At 71.3% G+C, this 16,322-nt stretch carries 17 protein-coding genes; 11 read left to right on the top strand and 6 right to left on the bottom strand.

The genetic code is table 11. From position 1 onward, the window contains the following. Positions 1-66: 66 nt before the first annotated feature. The 6 genes from ABD655_RS00695 (at position 67) to ABD655_RS00670 (ending at position 3,897) form a co-directional block, all read left to right on the top strand. Positions 67-465 (top strand): hypothetical protein, encoded by a 399-nt coding sequence (locus ABD655_RS00695; protein ID WP_344710629.1) that lies wholly within the window; start codon positions 67-69, stop codon positions 463-465. A gap of 1 nt (position 466) precedes the next feature. Next, positions 467-868, top strand: coding sequence for a phage holin family protein (locus tag ABD655_RS00690; RefSeq protein ID WP_344710627.1), 402 nt, complete (start codon positions 467-469; stop codon positions 866-868). Beyond that, a complete protein-coding gene (locus ABD655_RS00685) occupies positions 858-1,157 on the top strand; it encodes a hypothetical protein (protein ID WP_344710625.1) in 300 nt (99 codons plus the stop codon). The genes ABD655_RS00690 and ABD655_RS00685 overlap by 11 nt, the downstream gene beginning before the upstream one ends. Positions 1,158-1,347: 190 nt before the next feature. Beyond that, positions 1,348-2,142: a uroporphyrinogen-III synthase gene (locus ABD655_RS00680; RefSeq protein WP_344710623.1), complete on the top strand. Its 795-nt coding sequence runs from the start codon at positions 1,348-1,350 to the stop codon at positions 2,140-2,142. Positions 2,143-2,171: 29 nt separating this feature from the next. Then, positions 2,172-3,155: a 2-phospho-L-lactate transferase gene (cofD, locus tag ABD655_RS00675; protein WP_344715619.1), complete on the top strand. Its 984-nt coding sequence runs from the start codon at positions 2,172-2,174 to the stop codon at positions 3,153-3,155. 1 nt (position 3,156) lies between these two features. Continuing rightward, the gene (locus ABD655_RS00670; RefSeq protein ID WP_378720717.1) at positions 3,157-3,897 is read left to right on the top strand and encodes a sulfite exporter TauE/SafE family protein; all 741 of its coding nucleotides are present in this window, start codon (positions 3,157-3,159) and stop codon (positions 3,895-3,897) included. On the opposite strand, the gene cofC is transcribed toward ABD655_RS00670, so the two are convergent. The 4 genes from cofC to cofG are packed head-to-tail and all read right to left on the bottom strand — an operon-like array spanning position 3,882 to position 9,470. Beyond that, the gene (cofC, locus tag ABD655_RS00665; protein ID WP_344710621.1) at positions 3,882-4,553 is read right to left on the bottom strand and encodes a 2-phospho-L-lactate guanylyltransferase; all 672 of its coding nucleotides are present in this window, start codon (positions 4,551-4,553) and stop codon (positions 3,882-3,884) included. The genes ABD655_RS00670 and cofC overlap by 16 nt on opposite strands. Beyond that, a complete protein-coding gene (fgd, locus tag ABD655_RS00660) occupies positions 4,550-5,563 on the bottom strand; it encodes a glucose-6-phosphate dehydrogenase (coenzyme-F420) (protein WP_344710619.1) in 1,014 nt (337 codons plus the stop codon). Before fgd ends, cofC begins: the two co-directional genes overlap by 4 nt. Next, positions 5,560-7,086, bottom strand: coding sequence for a flavin-containing monooxygenase (locus ABD655_RS00655; RefSeq protein ID WP_344710617.1), 1,527 nt, complete (start codon positions 7,084-7,086; stop codon positions 5,560-5,562). The genes fgd and ABD655_RS00655 overlap by 4 nt, the downstream gene beginning before the upstream one ends. Continuing rightward, a complete protein-coding gene (cofG, locus tag ABD655_RS00650; RefSeq protein ID WP_378720992.1) occupies positions 7,083-9,470 on the bottom strand; it encodes a 7,8-didemethyl-8-hydroxy-5-deazariboflavin synthase CofG in 2,388 nt (795 codons plus the stop codon). The genes ABD655_RS00655 and cofG overlap by 4 nt, the downstream gene beginning before the upstream one ends. Positions 9,471-9,612: 142 nt before the next feature. Between cofG and ABD655_RS00645 the strand changes: the two genes are divergently transcribed. Next, positions 9,613-10,074, top strand: a complete 462-nt coding sequence (locus ABD655_RS00645; protein WP_344710614.1) for a hypothetical protein — start codon at positions 9,613-9,615, stop codon at positions 10,072-10,074. A gap of 29 nt (positions 10,075-10,103) precedes the next feature. Here ABD655_RS00645 and ABD655_RS00640 read toward each other — a convergent pair whose 3' ends face one another. Together ABD655_RS00640 and ABD655_RS00635 are read right to left on the bottom strand one after the other, a co-directional pair. Then, positions 10,104-10,928 (bottom strand): ABC transporter permease, encoded by an 825-nt coding sequence (locus ABD655_RS00640; protein WP_344710613.1) that lies wholly within the window; start codon positions 10,926-10,928, stop codon positions 10,104-10,106. Next, positions 10,925-12,544 carry an ATP-binding cassette domain-containing protein gene (locus ABD655_RS00635; RefSeq protein WP_344710612.1) on the bottom strand — a complete coding sequence of 540 codons (1,620 nt, stop codon included), beginning with the start codon at positions 12,542-12,544 and terminating at the stop codon, positions 10,925-10,927. The genes ABD655_RS00640 and ABD655_RS00635 overlap by 4 nt, the downstream gene beginning before the upstream one ends. A gap of 135 nt (positions 12,545-12,679) precedes the next feature. Here ABD655_RS00635 and ABD655_RS00630 point away from each other — a divergent pair, with 135 nt between their 5' ends. The 4 genes from ABD655_RS00630 (at position 12,680) to ABD655_RS00615 (ending at position 16,210) form a co-directional block, all read left to right on the top strand. Further along, positions 12,680-13,762: an enoyl-CoA hydratase/isomerase family protein gene (locus ABD655_RS00630; protein ID WP_344710611.1), complete on the top strand. Its 1,083-nt coding sequence runs from the start codon at positions 12,680-12,682 to the stop codon at positions 13,760-13,762. A gap of 16 nt (positions 13,763-13,778) precedes the next feature. Continuing rightward, positions 13,779-14,603 (top strand): LssY C-terminal domain-containing protein, encoded by an 825-nt coding sequence (locus tag ABD655_RS00625; protein ID WP_378720991.1) that lies wholly within the window; start codon positions 13,779-13,781, stop codon positions 14,601-14,603. Beyond that, positions 14,600-15,136, top strand: coding sequence for a hypothetical protein (locus ABD655_RS00620; RefSeq protein ID WP_344710607.1), 537 nt, complete (start codon positions 14,600-14,602; stop codon positions 15,134-15,136). Before ABD655_RS00625 ends, ABD655_RS00620 begins: the two co-directional genes overlap by 4 nt. A gap of 147 nt (positions 15,137-15,283) precedes the next feature. Then, positions 15,284-16,210 (top strand): DnaJ domain-containing protein, encoded by a 927-nt coding sequence (locus ABD655_RS00615; protein WP_344710605.1) that lies wholly within the window; start codon positions 15,284-15,286, stop codon positions 16,208-16,210. The last annotated feature ends 112 nt before the right edge of the window (positions 16,211-16,322 follow it).

Raw genomic sequence — 16,322 nt, 5'->3', positions numbered from 1 at the left:
CCGGGACCGGCATACGGCGTTACCCTGGGTGCAGACCCAATGGCCCATCGAGCGTGAGGAGACCCCATGAGGGGCAAAGTCGGACTCGTCATCGGACTCGCGGCGGGCTACGTGCTCGGCACCCGCGCCGGCCGTGAGCGTTACGAGCAGATCAAGACGCAGGTAGAGAAGGTGTGGAACCTGGACCCCGTGCAGGAACAGGTCGGCAAGGTCAAGGACTTCGCCAAGTCGACGGCGATGGCTCTGCCCAGCACGCTCTGGGACAGCGCTGTCAAGGTCACGAAGGCGGCGTCCTCGAAGGGGACGACCCCGGGGCAGCGGCTGGACGCCGCACTCAAGACCAGCAAGGAGCAGGCCGACGACGTGAGCGCCGCCGCGAAGAAGTCCGCCGACGCCGTGAAGGACGCTGCCGAGGAGACCTTCGAGGACATCTCGGAAGCCGTCGGCGAGCGCAACGGAGCCTGACGTGACCACTCCTCGCGGATTCCGCGACCGGTCCGAAGACAGCCTGTTCACACTGGTCGGCGAGGTTCCGGAGCTCGTCCGCAACCTCGTCGTCGCCGAGGTCGACTCCGCCAAGGCGTGGGTGCGGCGCACGTCCAAGGACGCCGGGATCGGCGCCGGCTGGATCGTCGCGGCCCTGTTCTTCCTGTTCTGGTCGATCGCCGCACTCGGCGCATTCGTCATCATCGGGCTGTCCTCGTGGTGGCCGGCCTGGCTGTCGGCGCTTGTCGTCTTCGTGGCGCTGGTCCTGGTGGCGGTGCTGCTGGCACTGCTGGGCATCCTGCGCTTCCGCCGGGTCGCTCGATCCCAGAACCCTGTCCAGTCGGTCGTTCATGACGTCAAGGAGGTGCGCGATGAGCTCTAGCTCACCCGTTCCCGTCGCCCGCACCCCGGTTCCGATGCCGCGCACCGCCGTCGCGCTCGGTATCGCAGACCCCGTCGAGCAGGCACGGGCCGAGCTCAAAGCGGCCCTCGCCGCGATCGAGGAGAAGGCCAACGTTCCGCGTCGCGTGGCGAAGGTCACCGATCGCGCGATCACACAGGCCCGAGCGTTCGCGCGCAGAAATCGCACCGGAGCCACGGCGGCCGTCGTCGCCGGCGCCGCGACCGTCGGCCTGATCGTCTGGGCCGCGGTGCGCGCTTACACCCGGTGAGCAGACCCACGCCCGCCCCGCGGCCTCCGCGATAAGCGCGAGTGCGCGACGCGGGGGTATGCTCGACTGTCAGGCAGTGCAATGGTGCGGATGCTGCCGACGGCGCGAATCCGGTGCGCACGGATTCGAAGTTGCTCGTCGGCTGCTCGAACGTTGGGGCGGCTGACCTAGTTCCACGAGAGTCCATCCCATGAACCACGCCCCCCAGATGCCCAAGCCCCTCGCGGGCTGGCGCGTGCTCGTGCCCCGCGGTGGACCGTGGGGCGATGGCGTCGCCGCGAACCTGCGTCACCAGGGCGCGGTCCCGGTCGTCGCACCGCTGATCAACTTCGCGCCCACCAACGACCAGGCCACCCTCGACCAGGCGCTCGCCGACCTCGAGGCCGGCGCGTTCGACTGGCTGACCGTGACGAGCGCGACCACTGTCGACGTCCTCTTCGCGCACCGCGCCACGATCCCCGCATCGACCAAGGTCGCCGCGGTGGGCGAGACGACGGCCGCCGCGTTGCAGGCCGTCGGCTACCGGGTCGATCTGGTTCCCGAGCGCGACAACTCCGCCGCGGGAATGGCCGAGCAGATGATCGCGCTCGAACCCGAGCCGCGGGACATCCTCACTCTCCGCAGCGAGATCGCCAAGCCCGTGCTCACACGCCTGCTCATCGAAGCCGGTCACCGCGTGCGCAGCGTGGTCGCCTACCGCACGGTGGGGGTTCCGGTCACGGAGCGCATCGCCGAGGACGTTCGCAACGGCCGCATCAACGCGATCCTCGTCACCAGTGGATCGGTCGCGGAGCAGGTGCACCTGCAGTTCCCCGAGATCCCCGCGTCGACCGTCATCGCCGCGATCGGCCCCCGCACCGCCAAGGACGCACGGCGGGCGGGTCTGTCCGTCGACGTGATCGCCGCGTCGCAGACGGTGGACGCGCTCATCGACGCGGTCTCGCGCTTCACCCTCCCGCACGCCGCGGACGAATTCGCGCCTTGAGCCCGAGCCCCGCGACGGGTGGTGCCGCCATGCCCCGCGTCGTCGTGCTGGCCGGAGGCGTCGGCGGATCACGCTTCGCGCTGGGCGTGCGTGAAGCACTGCGGCGCAGAGCGGATGCCGCGGCCCCCGCACCCGCCGCATCGTTCACCATCATCGTCAACACCGGCGATGATCTGTGGCTGTCCGGAGTCCGCCTGCAGCCCGACGTCGACTCGCTCCTGTACGCGCTGGCCGGCGTGAACGACACGGAGCGCGGCTGGGGCCGGGCGGGCGACACCGAACGCGTCAACCACGAGCTGCAGGAGTGGGGGGCGGGCTGGCCGTGGTTCACCCTGGGCGACCTCGATCTGGGCACCCATCTCGCGCGGACCGGGTGGCTGCGCGAGGGTCGGACGCCGACCCAGGTGATCGAGCGGATGTCCCGGCGGTGGCCGCTCGGAGCCCGGCTGCTGCCGATGACCGACGCCGAGGTGGACACGCAGGTCGCCCTCCGCGACGGGACGTCGATGCATTTCCAGGAGTGGTGGACCCGGTATCGCGCGACGCGGGAGTCGATCCGGTTCGACGCACCGGGGATCGACGCGTCGCGCCCCGCACCAGGGGTGCTCGAAGCGATCGCCGAGGCGGACGTCGTGCTGATCGCCCCGTCGAATCCGGTGGTGTCGATCGGGCCGATCCTGGCCGTCCCGGGCATCCGCGAGGCGCTGCGTGCCACCGCTGCCGTGGTCGTCGGGGTGTCGCCCATCATCGGCGGCCGTGTCGTGCGCGGCATGGCCGACGTCTGCCTTCGGGCGATCGGCGTCGAGACGTCCGCGTCCGCGGTGGCAGCGCACTACGGCGCCCGGTCCGCGGACGGACTTCTGGACGCGTGGCTGATAGGTGAGGAGGATGCCGCATCCGCCGCCGGCGTCTCCGCCCTCGGCATCCGCACCGCCGTGGTGCCGCTGTGGATGAACGACGTCTCGTCCTCGGCCGCCCTCGCCGAGGCGGCACTGGCGACGGCTGATCTCTGACGTGGCGGAACTGACGTGGTTCGCATGGACGCTTCTGGGGGTCGCCGCACTCATCGTGGGACTGTCGAAGACGGCCGTGCCGGGCTCCAACACGATCGCCGTCGCGATCTTCGCGGCCATCCTGCCGGCGCGGGAGTCGACCGGCACCCTGCTGCTGCTTCTGATCGTCGCCGACGTCTTCGCCGTCCTGACCTACCGGCGGCACACCAACTGGCGGGCGCTGCTGCGCCTGGCGCCGGCGGTGGTCGTCGGGATCCTGGTGGGCGTCCTCTTCCTCGCCGTCGCGAACGACGAGTGGGTCAAACGGACGATCGGCGTCCTGCTGCTGGCAGTGATCGCGATCACGCTGTTGCGCAGACGCATGCGCGCACCGGTCGATGACGCGGGCCCGCACCGCGTCGCCGCCGCGACATACGGCGCCCTGGGCGGCTTCACCACGATGGTCGCCAACGCCGCAGGACCCGTGATGTCGATGTACTTCCTCGCGTCGAGGTTCCCGGTGAAGGAATTCCTGGGTACCGCCGCGTGGTTCTTCGCCATCGTGAACCTCGCGAAGCTGCCGTTCTCGATCGGCCTGGGCCTGATCACCGTGCCCGGCCTGCTGATCGACCTGGTCCTCGTGCCCCTGGTCGTTGTCGGGGCGCTGTTCGGGCGACGGCTGGCGGGGCGGCTGAACCAGGTCCTCTTCGAGCGGCTGGTGATCACCTTCACCATCGTCGGCGCGATCTACCTGCTGGTCTGAGCCGCGAGCACCCGCGCCGTCCGCGGTCCGACGCCGAGGGCCGCCGCGGCCTCCAGTTGGGCGGCGGTGTCGACGTCGCGGCGCAGGGTCGATGCAGCGGCGATATCGAGGGGCAGGCAGCCCAGCTCGAGGTGACGCGCGAACGAGTCGGTGCCGAACGCCGTCCGCAGCGCGATGCCGCGGCGTGCCGTCACAAGCGTCGTCCCGGTTCCCTCGGCGTCGGCGGCGACACCCCGGTCGATCCCGGATGCCGCGGTCAGGGCGGCCTGCAGATCTTCGGGCCGCAGCGCCGGCAGGTCTCCCAGCAGCGCCGCCCGCGGCATCCCGTCGCCCGCCGCCGCAGCGCCGACCGCGATCGCGGCGTCGATGCCGCGGGCGGTGGACGTGCCGTCGTCTTCGGAGACGAAGCGGAGTCCAGGGATGTCGAACGCGAGGGCGACCAGGGCGCCGTCGTCGGTGACCACGAACACCTGGGCGACCGCCGCGCAGGCAGCCGCCGCCGCGATGGTGTCCAGGGCGATCGCGCGGGCGAGGGTCACGCGGTCGGCCCCGGGCAGGTCCAGCCGCGACTTGCCGATCGCGGTGGGCTTGACCGGGATGAGGACCGCCCAGCCGTTCGGGGCCTCAGCCCCTCTCAGGCGCTGAGCTGTTGTCACACTCCGAACCGTGCGCGCAGCCGTGGCAGGATCTCGGCGCCGTACGTCCGTAGGAACTCCTCCTGGTCATGCCCCGGGTCGTGGAAGACGAGGTGGCGGAAGCCCAGGTCGACGTAGCGGGCGATGCTCTCGACGTGCTCATCGGGGTCGCTGGACACGATGAAACGCGATGCCGCCCGCTCGATGGGCAACTGCTCGCCGAGACGCTGCATCTCGAGCGGATCGTCGACGCCCATCTTCTCCTCCGGGCTCAGCGCGAGGGGCGCCCAGAAGCGCGTCTTCTCCAGGGCGACAGCCGGATCGGGGTGGTACGAGACCTTCACTTCCATGAGCGTGTCGATCGCGTCCGCGGCGCGTCCGGCCTTCTCCAGCCCTTCCCGCAGCGCGGGCATCAGGGTGTCCGAGTAGAGGCTCGGCGCCTTGCCGGACGTCGTGATGAAGCCGTCGGCGATGCGCCCGGCCAGTCGCGTCGCCGCGGGTCCTGCGGCGCCGATGTAGATGGGAACGGGCTCGTCGAGCTTGTCGTAGATCGTGATGTTCCGGGTCGTGTAATAGGTGCCCTCGAAGGTGACGCGCTCCTCGGACCAGAGCCGGCGGATGAGGGTGATCGCCTCTTTGAGCCGCTGGAAGCGCTCCGGCGGGTCCGGCCACGGGAAGCCGAGATTGGCCTCGTTCAGTGCCTCGCCGGTGCCCACGCCCAGGATCACGCGACCCGGGTACATCACCCCGAGGGTTGCGAAGTCCTGCGCGACCACCGTCGGGTTGTACCGGAAGGTCGGCGTCAGAACGGAGGTGCCGAACGCGATCCGTGAGGTGCGCGCGCCGAGCGCGCCCAGCCAGGGGATGGATGCCGGGGCGTGGCCGCCCTCGTGCAGCCAGGGCTGCAGATGATCCGAGACGAACACCGAGTCGAAGCCCATCTCCTCGGCGAGCACCGCGAAGTCCAGCAGCTCGTTCGGTCCGAACTGCTCGGCCGAGGCCTTGTACCCGAAGCGGAGGGGGAAGGTCATGATGCTCCTCTCGGCACACCCTGCACGGGCGTGCCATTCGTGTCGGTGCGGGTGGGCTGCGCGGCGGCAAGGAACTCCGAGCCGTCGGCGCGGGCGAGCCGGTCGTGGAACGCGTCCACCGTCCCGGGCCACAGCAGGGTCAGCCGTCCCGAGCGGTCATCGACGTACCAATTGCGGCATCCGCCCGCAATCCACGGCGTCGTGCGGGCAGCGGCGGCGATCTCGTCGGTGTACGCCCGCTCCGCGGCCGGTGCGACCCGGAGCACGCCCTCGGCGATCGCATCGCGCGCGGTCAGGGCGCGCACGGCGTAGGCGGCCTGCTCCTCGATCATCAGGACCGACGAGTTGTGGCCGAGCGAAGCGTTCGGGCCGTTGAGGACGAACATGTTCGGAAAGCCGCTGACCACGGTCGAGCCGAACGAGGTCATACCCGCCGACCAGTGCTCCGCGAGCGCCACCCCGTCCTCGCCGCGAACGAGATCGGCGTACGGCTGCCGGGTGGAGGCGAAGCCGGTGGCGAGCACCAGCACGTCGGCCTCGTGAACCGTGCCGTCCGCGGAGGTGAGCGACCGCCCGTCCACCGACGCCAGAGCGGAGGGCTCCAGTGTCACGCGATCGCCCGAGACCGCCGGATAGAAGTCGTCCGAGAGCAGCACCCGCTTGCACCCGAAGGTGTAGTCGGGGGTGAGGGCCGCGCGCAGCGCGGGGTCGGCGACCTGACCGTGCAGATGCGCGAGGGCACTCGCGCGCGCAGCGGCGGATGCCGCGGCATCCCCCGAGCGTGAGGCGAATCGCGCCTCGCCCTCGGCGTACAGGTCTGCGCGCAGGCGGGCGAGCGCGTCGGGGTGCTCCGCGAACCGGCGGCGGTCCTCGTCGCTGTAGTCGGCGGCGCCGCGCGGCACGATCCATGCCGGCGTGCGCTGGAACAGGGCGACGTGCGCGGCGACGCGCGCGAGTTCGGGCAGCACCTGGATCGCGCTCGCTCCGGTGCCGACGAGGGCAACGCGCGCGCCGTCCAGATCGGCGGCGTGGTTCCACCGCGATGAGTGGAACAGGGAGCCGGGGAAGGTCTCGAGACCGGCGATGTCGGGGATGGACGGCTCGGTCAGGCGCCCGCAGGCGAGCACGAGCACCTCCGCCTCGATCGTGCCGGCGGAGTCGCCGCCGGTCTCGATGAGCCAGACGGATGCCGCGGCATCCCATTCCGCCGACAGGACGGGGGAGCGCAACCGCAGCCGATCGCCGAGGTTCTCGCGCTCGGCGACGGTTTCGAGGTAGCCGCGGATCTCTTCGCCGCGCGCGAAGACTCCCGACCAATTCGGGTTCGGGTGGTCCTGGAAGCCGTACAGGTGCGAGGGCACATCGCACGCGACGCCGGGATACGTGTTGTCACGCCACGTGCCGCCGACCGAGGCGGCCCGCTCGAGGACGACGAAGTCCGCTCGGCCGGCTCTGCGCAGCGCGATCGCCATTCCCAGTCCGCCGAAGCCGGCGCCGACGATCGCCACCTCGACGCGTGTCATGAGGTCTCCGGCCCCTGAGCTTGGCGGAGGGGCGGCTCTCGGTAGTCCGTCGCGCGTCGGCGGAAGGGACGGAAGAGGCGCGCGGCGATGCGCGCGGCATCCGCCACCGGCAGTTCGAGTCCGTGCTCGATGCCGGTCTCGGGCAGCACGCGTCCGTCCAGGAGCGTCCCGCCGAGGTCGTCGCCACCGGACTGCAGCAGGATCGCGGCGGCGTCGCGCCCGACGCGGGTCCACGGGATCTGCACGTGCGGGATGCTGCCGCTGAGCAGCAGGCGCGAGACGGCGACCATCGCACGGTGCTCGTCGAGCGGTGCGCGCCCCGGCACGAGCGGGACGCCGCCCTCGCGCGCGCCGCCGGTGCCGGGCAGCGGGATCGGCACGAACTCGGTGAAACCGCCGGTCTGGTCCTGGATCTCGCGCAGTCGGCGGAGGTGGGCGATGCGCTCTTCCGCCGTCTCGACGTGGCCGTAGAACAGCACCGACGTCGAGCGGAATCCGGCGCGGTGCGCTGCCGTGATGGCCTCGACCCACCGGTCGATCTCGAGGTCGCCGGGCGCGACCAGTGCGCGCACGCGTTCGCTCAGGACCTTCACGCCCGTGCCGGGGACGGTGTCGACCCCGGCGTCACGGAGCGCGGCCAGCGCGCCGTCCAGCCCGAGCCCGCCGCGGTCGGCGAGGTCCAGAACGTCCTGCGGGCGGTAGGCGTGCAGATGCATTCCCGGCGTCGCGGCTTTGATCGCACGGGCGATGTCGAGGTAGGCGGTGGCCGGCTGCGAGGGCTCGAGTCGGCCCTGCACGCACAGTTCGGTGGCGCCGAGATCCCAGGCGTCCGTCGCGATGGCGGCGACGTCGTCGAGGCTGAAGGTCGCCCGCTCGCCCGTCGGGGTGGAGCGGAACCCGGTCGAGGTGAGGTTGCGGTTCACGACGAGACTCACCGCTTCACCGACGGTGTACCGGCGGACATCGTCCGCGGTGGCGGTGAGGACGTCGAGGTCGGCGTCGTCCGCTCGCAGCAGCGCGACCCATTCGGCATCGTCGAGGCCGAGGGGGTCTGCCGCGGCGCGCTCGGCCAGTCGTTTCACCCCGGCGCGCGGTGAAACCGGCGGGACGGAACGGCCGGCAGGGGCGGCGTGCGGCGCCTCGGGTGCCGGATATCCCCGAGTTTTGACCACCTGCGCCGCGGCAAGGCCCGAAACAGGGTCCGCGAGGTCAGCCACGGCGGTGTGCAGGGCCGGATCGATCCACGTCGCGGCGTCGCGCACGTACTCGGGGTGGGCGGTGAGGCGCTCACGCAGCTCGAATCCCAGGTCGGCGGTGCGCTCGGCGAGATCGGACAGATGCGGCCACGGTCGTTCCGGGTTGACGTGGTCGGCCGTCAGCGGCGAGACGCCGCCCCAGTCGTCCGCGCCAGCCTGCAGCAGCAGCTCGAACTCGGCCGGATCCGACAGGTTCGGCGGCACCTGGACGCGCATGTGCGGACCGAGCACGAGTCGCGCGACGGCGACCGCCGCGACGTACTCCAGGACGGAGGCATCCGGGGCGGCCTGCATCGCCGTGCGGGGCTTCGCGCGGAAGTTCTGCACGATCACCTCCTGCACGTGGCCCCGCCCGTCGACCATGTGGCGTTCGTGCGCGTCGCGGATCGCGACGATCGACTCCGCGCGATCGCGCAGCGTCTCGCCGATGCCGATCAGCACGCCCGTCGTGAACGGGATCCGCAGGCGCCCGGCGTCCTCGATCACGGCCAGGCGCAGCGCCGGGTCCTTGTCGGGGGAGCCGTAGTGCACCTGTCCCGGCTGCTCGAACAGCGCCCGCGACGTCGTCTCGAGCATCATCCCCATCGAGGGGGCGGTGGGGCGCAGCGTCCGCAGCTCATCGGCCGACATCACACCCGGATTGAGGTGCGCGAGCAGGCCGGTCTCGGCCGTGATCAGTCGCGCCATCGCCCCCACGTAGTCGAGAGTGGACGTGTAGCCGTGCTCGTCCAGCCAGGCGCGCGCTTCGGGCCAGCGGTCCTCGGGCCTGTCTCCGAGGGTCAGGAGGGCCTCTTTGCAGCCCAGCGCGGCACCCTGGCGCGCGACCGTGAGCACCTGCTCGGGCGACATGTACGCGGGCTTGTGGAGCTTGAGCAGCTGAGCGGGCGTGTCGACGAAGACGCAGTAGTGGCAGCGATCCCGGCACAGCGTGGTGAGCGGGATGAACACCTTGCGCGAGTACGTGATCACCCCGGCCCGACCGGATGCCGCAAGACCGGCATCCCGCGCGGCGCCGGCAAGCTGCAGCATCTGTTCGAACTGCGGCCCCTCGGTGCGCAGCAGCGCGTCGGCGTCGCCGACCTCGAGGCGTTGGCCGGAGGCGGCTCGGCTCAGCGCGCCGCGGATCATCGATCCATCGACGGCTCGAGCCGGTTCCAGCAGGGTCACCGTCCCAGTCTCGCACCGCCGGGGCGGACGGGGCGGCGCGATCGTTGTCCGTCTGTAAGCAAAACGCCTGACCCGCGCGCGGGCGCGCTGGCAGACTAGTGGCATGGTCACCCTCCTGCTCGACTCCACCCAGCTGGAGATCGTGCTGTCGGGCGTCGAGCGGGCGCTGGCATTCCGCAAGGGGAATGTGGCGATCGAACGGTCCACCATCTCCAAAGTCCAGCTCACCGATGACGCGTGGACGTGGCTTCGAGGAGTCCCCAGTCCCGGTACCCACGTTCGTGGCGTTCTGGCGATGGGCACGTGGAAGTCCGCCGGTGGTGACGACTTCGCGATCATCCGCAGGCGGCGTCCGAGTGTCGTGATCGACCTGAATGGCCACCCCGACTACTCCCGCATCATCCTGACGACCCGGAACGGACTTCAGCTCGTCCAGGCGTTGCGACTCGACGTCGACACCGAAGCGGTGGATGTCGTGGACCTGGCGACCGGCGCCATTCCGGTTCTGCCTGCACCTGCCAAGAAGCCGCGGGCCGCCAAGCCGAAGCCCGCCGCCGCGGTCTGACCGGCGGCGACGTCCTCGCGCGCCCCGCCTCAGGTGACGTCGCGCCGCCAGCTGAACAGATGCCCGAGTGCCAGCAGGACGACCGCGTAGGCGAGCAGGACAAGGCCGCCGATCCACCACGCCAGCGACTCCTGTGCGGGCATCCCCGGCGCCCCCGCTGTTGTGAACAGGCTCGCTCCGACGAGCGCGTCACTGGCCGCTCCGGGTAGGAAGCGCGTGATGTCGCTCAGACCGTCGACGAAGCCGGCCGCGGCCCGCCCGACGGGCTCGAGGAACTGCGTGAACACCAGCACGCCGACGATAGCGCCCACCTGATTGCGGACCAGGGCGCCGACGCCGATGCCGACGAGCACCCACAGCATGAACGCCAGGATCATGCGGCCGAACAGCGCCCACGTGTCGCCCGAGGAGAAATCGGTCTCCAGGCCGTACGCCGCCAGGAACGCGGCCGAGGGGATCACCGAGGACGCGACGCCGATCACACCCAGGACCAGGCCCAGGACGACACCGACCAGGATCTTCGCCCACAGCACGAGTCCGCGCTTGGGTGTGGCGAGGAACGTCGGGGTGAGCGTCTTGTGGCGGAACTCGGTCGTGACCATCAGCGTTCCGATGAGGAGCGGGAAGACGTAGCCGATCGCGGTCGCCGCGCTGTACAGCGTCGCCGACAGCCCCTCGGCCGGCAGAGACGGGCCCTCGCCGGGGAGCGAACCGGTCGCCGCCGCCGAGAACACGAATCCCAGCACGGTCGCGGTGAAGCCGACGTAGGCGACCAGGACGATCGCGAGGATCCACCAGATCGACGTGGTGAACTGCTTGGTGGCCTCGGAGCGTGTCGCGTTCGCCAGGCTCATCGCCGCTCACCCCCCTCGTCGGTGTGGTCTTCGACGGCATCGGTTGATGCCGCGTCCGGCGTGTCCTCGGCGGCCGCCGTGCTCGGTGCCCGAGAGGCGGCGCGCTCGGCCTTCTGCTCGGCAGCGAAGCTGGAGAAGAAGGCGTCGGCCTCGACATCCGCCTCGGTCTTGACGTAGTTCTCCCACGGGCGTTCGATGACGCCGGACTCGTCGGCCAGTTCCGGCTCGCTCAGCGGACGTTCGATGTCGGGTGCCTCGGAACTGAACACCCCGGAGGCGACCGCCACGTCGGTGTCGAACCCGGCGGCGACGGTGTCGGGCCGCCGGTCCTCGCCACTGGACAGCTCCGCATCGATGGCGCCGAGCGCTTCGACGTCCGGGTCGGCATCGAGCGCGAGGCCGTCGGCGTAGGCGTCGGTCTCGGGGTCGCCGGCGTCGAAGGGGACGATGTCGATGACGCCCGTGCTGGCGACGGCGTAGGTGGCGGGCGCCGGTGGTGCCGGAGCGTCATCCGCGTCATCCGCATCGTCGTCAGGGGCGTCGGGGGCACGCTCGATCGCCGTTGCGACCCCCGCCGGAGCGACCCCCATCCCCGCCGGAGCGACCTCTTCCGTTGCCCGGACGGGGTGAGCGGCTGCCTCGGTGTCGGCATCCGCTCCCGCGATGGGCGTCAACGCCGCGACCGCGCCGAACGTCCCGCTGGACGCTGCGGTCGGGTGCACGCGGGCTCCGCTGACCAGGTCGAGGAAGACCTCCTCGAGGGCGGGTCCGCGGCGCTGCAACGAGGACAGCGCGACGCCGGCGGATGCCGCGATCTCACCGACCGCGACGGGGTCCAGTCCGCGGACGGTGAGCCCGGAGCGGAGAAGCTCGAACGAGGCGCCTTCGGCCTCGACAGCGGCGACCAGTGCCGCGCGGTCGGGTGCGTCCACGACGGTGGCGAATTCGCTGGGGTCGGCCAGGTCCTCGAGCGCGCCCTGATAGACGAGGCGGCCCTGGGCGATGATCAGCACCGAATCAACGGTCTGCTGCACCTCCGCGAGCAGGTGCGATGAGACCAGGACCGTACGACCCTCCTGGGCGAGGCTGCGCAAGAAGCCGCGCATCCACTTGATCCCCTCGGGATCCAGGCCGTTGGCCGGCTCGTCGAGCACGAGTACGCCGGGATCGCCGAGCAGGGCATAAGCGAGCCCGAGCCGCTGCCGCATGCCCAGGGAGAATCCGCCGACCTTGCGGCCGCCGACGTCGCCGAGTCCGACGACGCCGAGCGCCTCGTCGACCCGCGCCGTGGACAGCCCGGCCGCTTGCGCGTAGACCTTCAGATGGTTCGCGGCCGTTCGGCCGGGGTGGAAGCTGGATGCCTCGAGCACCGCGCCGACGCTCTGCAACGGCTCGCGCAGCGCGGCATACGGAACGCCGCCGATCATCGCCGTGCCGCCCGTGGGCCGGACCAGGCCGAGCAGGATCCGCAGGGTCGTGGTCTTGCCGGCGCCGTTGGGCCCCAGGAATCCGGTGACCACCCCGGGCTCGACGCGGGCGGAGAGGTCGGCGACCGCGGTCACAGCACCGAAACGCTTGGTGATCCCGGAGAACTCCAGCACCTGTCCTTCGGGCATGCGAACCTCTCGTCGTCGGTCAGTCGTCCTCTATCCTGTCGGAAACCGTGGGTCCTCGCACGAACCGGGCTCCGGTACCGCGATCCCCGGATCCCACGGCGAGGCCTCGCGCCCCCGGGCGGTAACGTTGCGATCGTGACCGACCCTGCCCTGCCGACCGAGGCGCCCGTGCTCGTGCGAGCGTCCGGCGGCCTCGGCCATCTCACCCTGAACCGTCCGCGCGCCATGAACGCGCTGAACCTGGGCATGATCGGTGACCTCGCCGCCGCCCTGGACGACTGGGAGCACGACCCCGACATCGACACCGTGCTGCTGGACGGGGCCGGCGACCGCGGTCTGTGCGCCGGCGGTGACGTCCGCGCACTCTACGAGCAGATCCGCTCCGGCGATCCCGACGGGGCCGGCCGGTTCTTCCGGGCCGAATACGCTCTGAACGCGCGGATCGCCGAGTACCCGAAGCCGATCGTCGTCTTCGCGGACGGCGTCACGATGGGCGGCGGCATCGGCTTGGCCGGCCATGCCGCGCTCCGCATCGTCACCGAGCGGTCGAGGCTCGCGATGCCGGAGACCAGGATCGGCTTCACGCCCGACGTCGGCGGCACGTGGCTGCTCGCCCACGCCCCCGGACGCCTCGGCGAGTTCCTCGCGCTGACCGGGACGACGATGGATGCCGCGGACGCCATCGCCGTCGGCCTCGCCGACCACTTCGTGCCCTCGGCCGACCTCCCCGCTCTGCGCGATGCGCTGCGGAGCGGGGCGGGAACGGCGCAGGAACGCGTCGCCCGGTTCCTGACGGCCGACATGGGCGATGGGACGCCCGCGGTGTCCGCCCTCGAGCGCAGCCGCGACTGGATCGACGACGCCTTCTCGGCGGCGACGGTCGCGGACATCGTCGACGCGCTGCGGGCGAGACCCGAAGCCGCGGCATCCGACACCGCGGCGCTTCTGGGCGAGTTGTCGCCCACCGGTCTCGCGGTGACCCTCGACGCGGTGCGTCGCGCCCGCGACCTGCCGGACCTGCGCGCCGCCCTCGCCCAGGAGTACGGGCTGGTCATGTGGTTCGCGACCTCGCAGCCCGATCTTGTGGAGGGCATCCGCGCGCAGCTGGTCGACAAGGACCGCGCACCGCGCTGGCAGCCGGGGACGATCGAAGAGCTGGCTCCGGATGCCGCGGCATCCGCCCTCGCCTATCGGCCGCGGATCGCACTCTGGAGCTAGGGGGACGAGCGTGAAGGTGAAGAAGCCCCGGCCCGGCCGGTACTCCCTCGGCATCGCCGTGGACTGGTTCTTCTTCGTCTTCGCCGGCGTCGCAGCGGTGTGGCTGGCCTTCCTGAGCTTCACCGAGTCATTCAAGGTCGGCTGGTGGGGCATCGTCTTCGCCATCGCGTTCTGGGGGCTGCTGGCCTACCTCGTGCTGCCGCGCCTGCACCGCATCCTCACCGCGATCTACGTGCCCGACTACTTCATCGGTCGGGCGCGCACGAGCGACGGGCTGCTCGGCGACCCGGTCAACCTCGCCTTCCTCGGCGACCGGGCCGAGATCGAACGCGCGATGGACGAAGCGGCGTGGACCAGAGCCGACCCGGTCACGCTCGCCTCGTCCTGGCGGATCGTGACCTCCACGCTGGCCCGCCGCAGCTACCACCAGGCCCCGGTGAGCCCGCTGTTCCTGTTCGGACGCCAGCAGGACTTCGCGTATCAGCAGGAAGTGGACGGCAATCCCGCGCAGCGTCACCACGTCCGGTTCTGGCGGTGCCCGGAAGGCTGGCTCCTGCCGGGCGGGCGTCGCGTCGACTGGGTCGCGGCGGGCACCTTCGACACCAGCGTCGGACTCTCGCTGTTCACGCTTCAGATCACGCATCGCATCGACGCCGACACCGACGTCGAGCGCGACCACATCGTCGCGACGGTGACCGCGGCCGATCCGAGGGTGAGCGTGGATGTGATCAAGGACTTCTCGACGGGCTACCACGCGCGAAACGGCGGAGGCGATTCGATCCGCACCGACGGAGACCTCCCGATCATCGATGTGCGAGCCCTGGCGGAGGTGACCAGGTGACCGCGCCGCAGCCCGTTCCCGGCGCTGCCCCCGAGAAGCGGCCCGCCTTCGAACCTGCGGAGCAGCTGCTCAAGCCCACCGGCTACGACCCGGGGATGCGGCGTCCGACCGCGACGATCGCGGGATTCGTGCTGGTGCTGTTCCGGGTGATCGCCGGCATCCTCGTGCTCGTCGCCCTCATCGCAGGGTGGGACGGGATCGCCGACCAGCTGGACATCTGGGACGGCGGCGGAGCGCTGACGCCGGAGATTCAGCAGCTCACACTGTGGATCGTGGTCGGCTTCGGCGCGGCGGTGCTCGCGGTGGACGCGCTGCTGGCGTACCTGATCTACCGCGGCCTGAACTGGCCGCGCGTCCTGGTGATGCTGATCTCGGCGCTGTCGATCTCGACGGCCTTCACCGCGTGGTGGGCCCAGGGGCAGGAGGTCACGATCCAGGGCACCTTCGTATCGCTGAGCCTGGACATCCTGATCCTGCTCGCCCTGTCGAGCCGGAGCGCGGCCGCGTACGCGCGACGCAACGAGCGCCGCTGAGGCGCCTGCCGCAACGCGGGGTGCCGGGCTCGCGCCTCGTGATCGCGCGAAAGGGGATCCTCGCGATCTCTCGGTGATCGCGGCCCGTGGTGGTGTGCAGCGATTAGCCTGTATCCGGCCGCGTGCGCGGCCAGGGGAGGGGTCCGCGTGTTCGACAGCCCGCTGTCCGCGTCGGCCTACGACGTGCTCGGCGTCGAGCCCACGACCGACGAGGACTCGCTGCGGCGCGCGTACCGGCTGCGGCTTCGCCAGACCCACCCGGACACCGGTGGGGATGCCGCGGTCTTCGTCCAGGTGCAGCGGGCGTGGGAGCTCGTGGGCACCTCCGCCGCGCGGGCGGCGTACGACCGCGGGCACGGCTTCGCCGACGCCCCCGCTCCGGAATGGGCGGGATGGCGCGCGCCCGCGCGCCCCGCGGACACGAGGCCGAAGGCGCGCTCGCACGGGCAGCCGGGCGGATGGCGCAGGGAGCGATACCTCACCCTGATCCGTGAGTGGGCCGGCCGGGGCGTGACGATCGACGATCCGTACGACCCGGCGCTGGTGCGGTCGGCGCCGCGGGATCTGCGTCGCATGCTGGCCGACGCGCTCGCCGAGGAGGCCACCGCGCGCGTGGTCTCCGAACTCGGCATGGGGTACACGGTGTGGCACGACGTGGCCGCCCCGGTCCGCGGCGGGACGGGAGATGACAAGCTCGATCACATCGTGCTGAGTCCTTCGGGACTGTACGCCGTGCTGTCCGAGGACTTCGGCGGTCCGGTGGGCGTTCGGCGAGGCGAGCTCACCGGTGACGGGGTACCCGGCACTCCGGTCGCCGACCTGCTGGCGCGCATGCGCGTCCTCGCGCGGGCGGCCGGTGTCCGGTTCGGCGGCGCCGTCATCGTGCTGCCCGACGACGACCTGGTCCAGGCGGTCACCGACCTCGGCCGAGTGCGCGGAACTCCGGTCGTGCTCGTCGCCCGCGGTGCGCTCTCGAACGTGCTCCGCCAGGGCGTGCCCGGTGCGCGTTCGATCGGTGGCAACGAGATCTTCGACATCCGCACACGACTGCAGCAGGCCGTCCGGTTCGTCTGAGGTTCCCACTGCCGTTCCGCCCTCAGCGTACGGAGCGGCGCAGGGGGTGAGCGTGTCGCAAGTTCGTGGCAGGGTAGACCGGTGGCGCCGCCCCGCCACCTTTCTCTCGACT

The sequence above is a fragment of the Microbacterium terregens genome, from assembly GCF_039534975.1.
Lineage (GTDB): Bacteria > Actinomycetota > Actinomycetes > Actinomycetales > Microbacteriaceae > Microbacterium > Microbacterium terregens.
The sequence above is the reverse complement of the archived record's forward strand: the minus strand, read 5'-3'. Positions and strand labels throughout refer to the sequence as shown.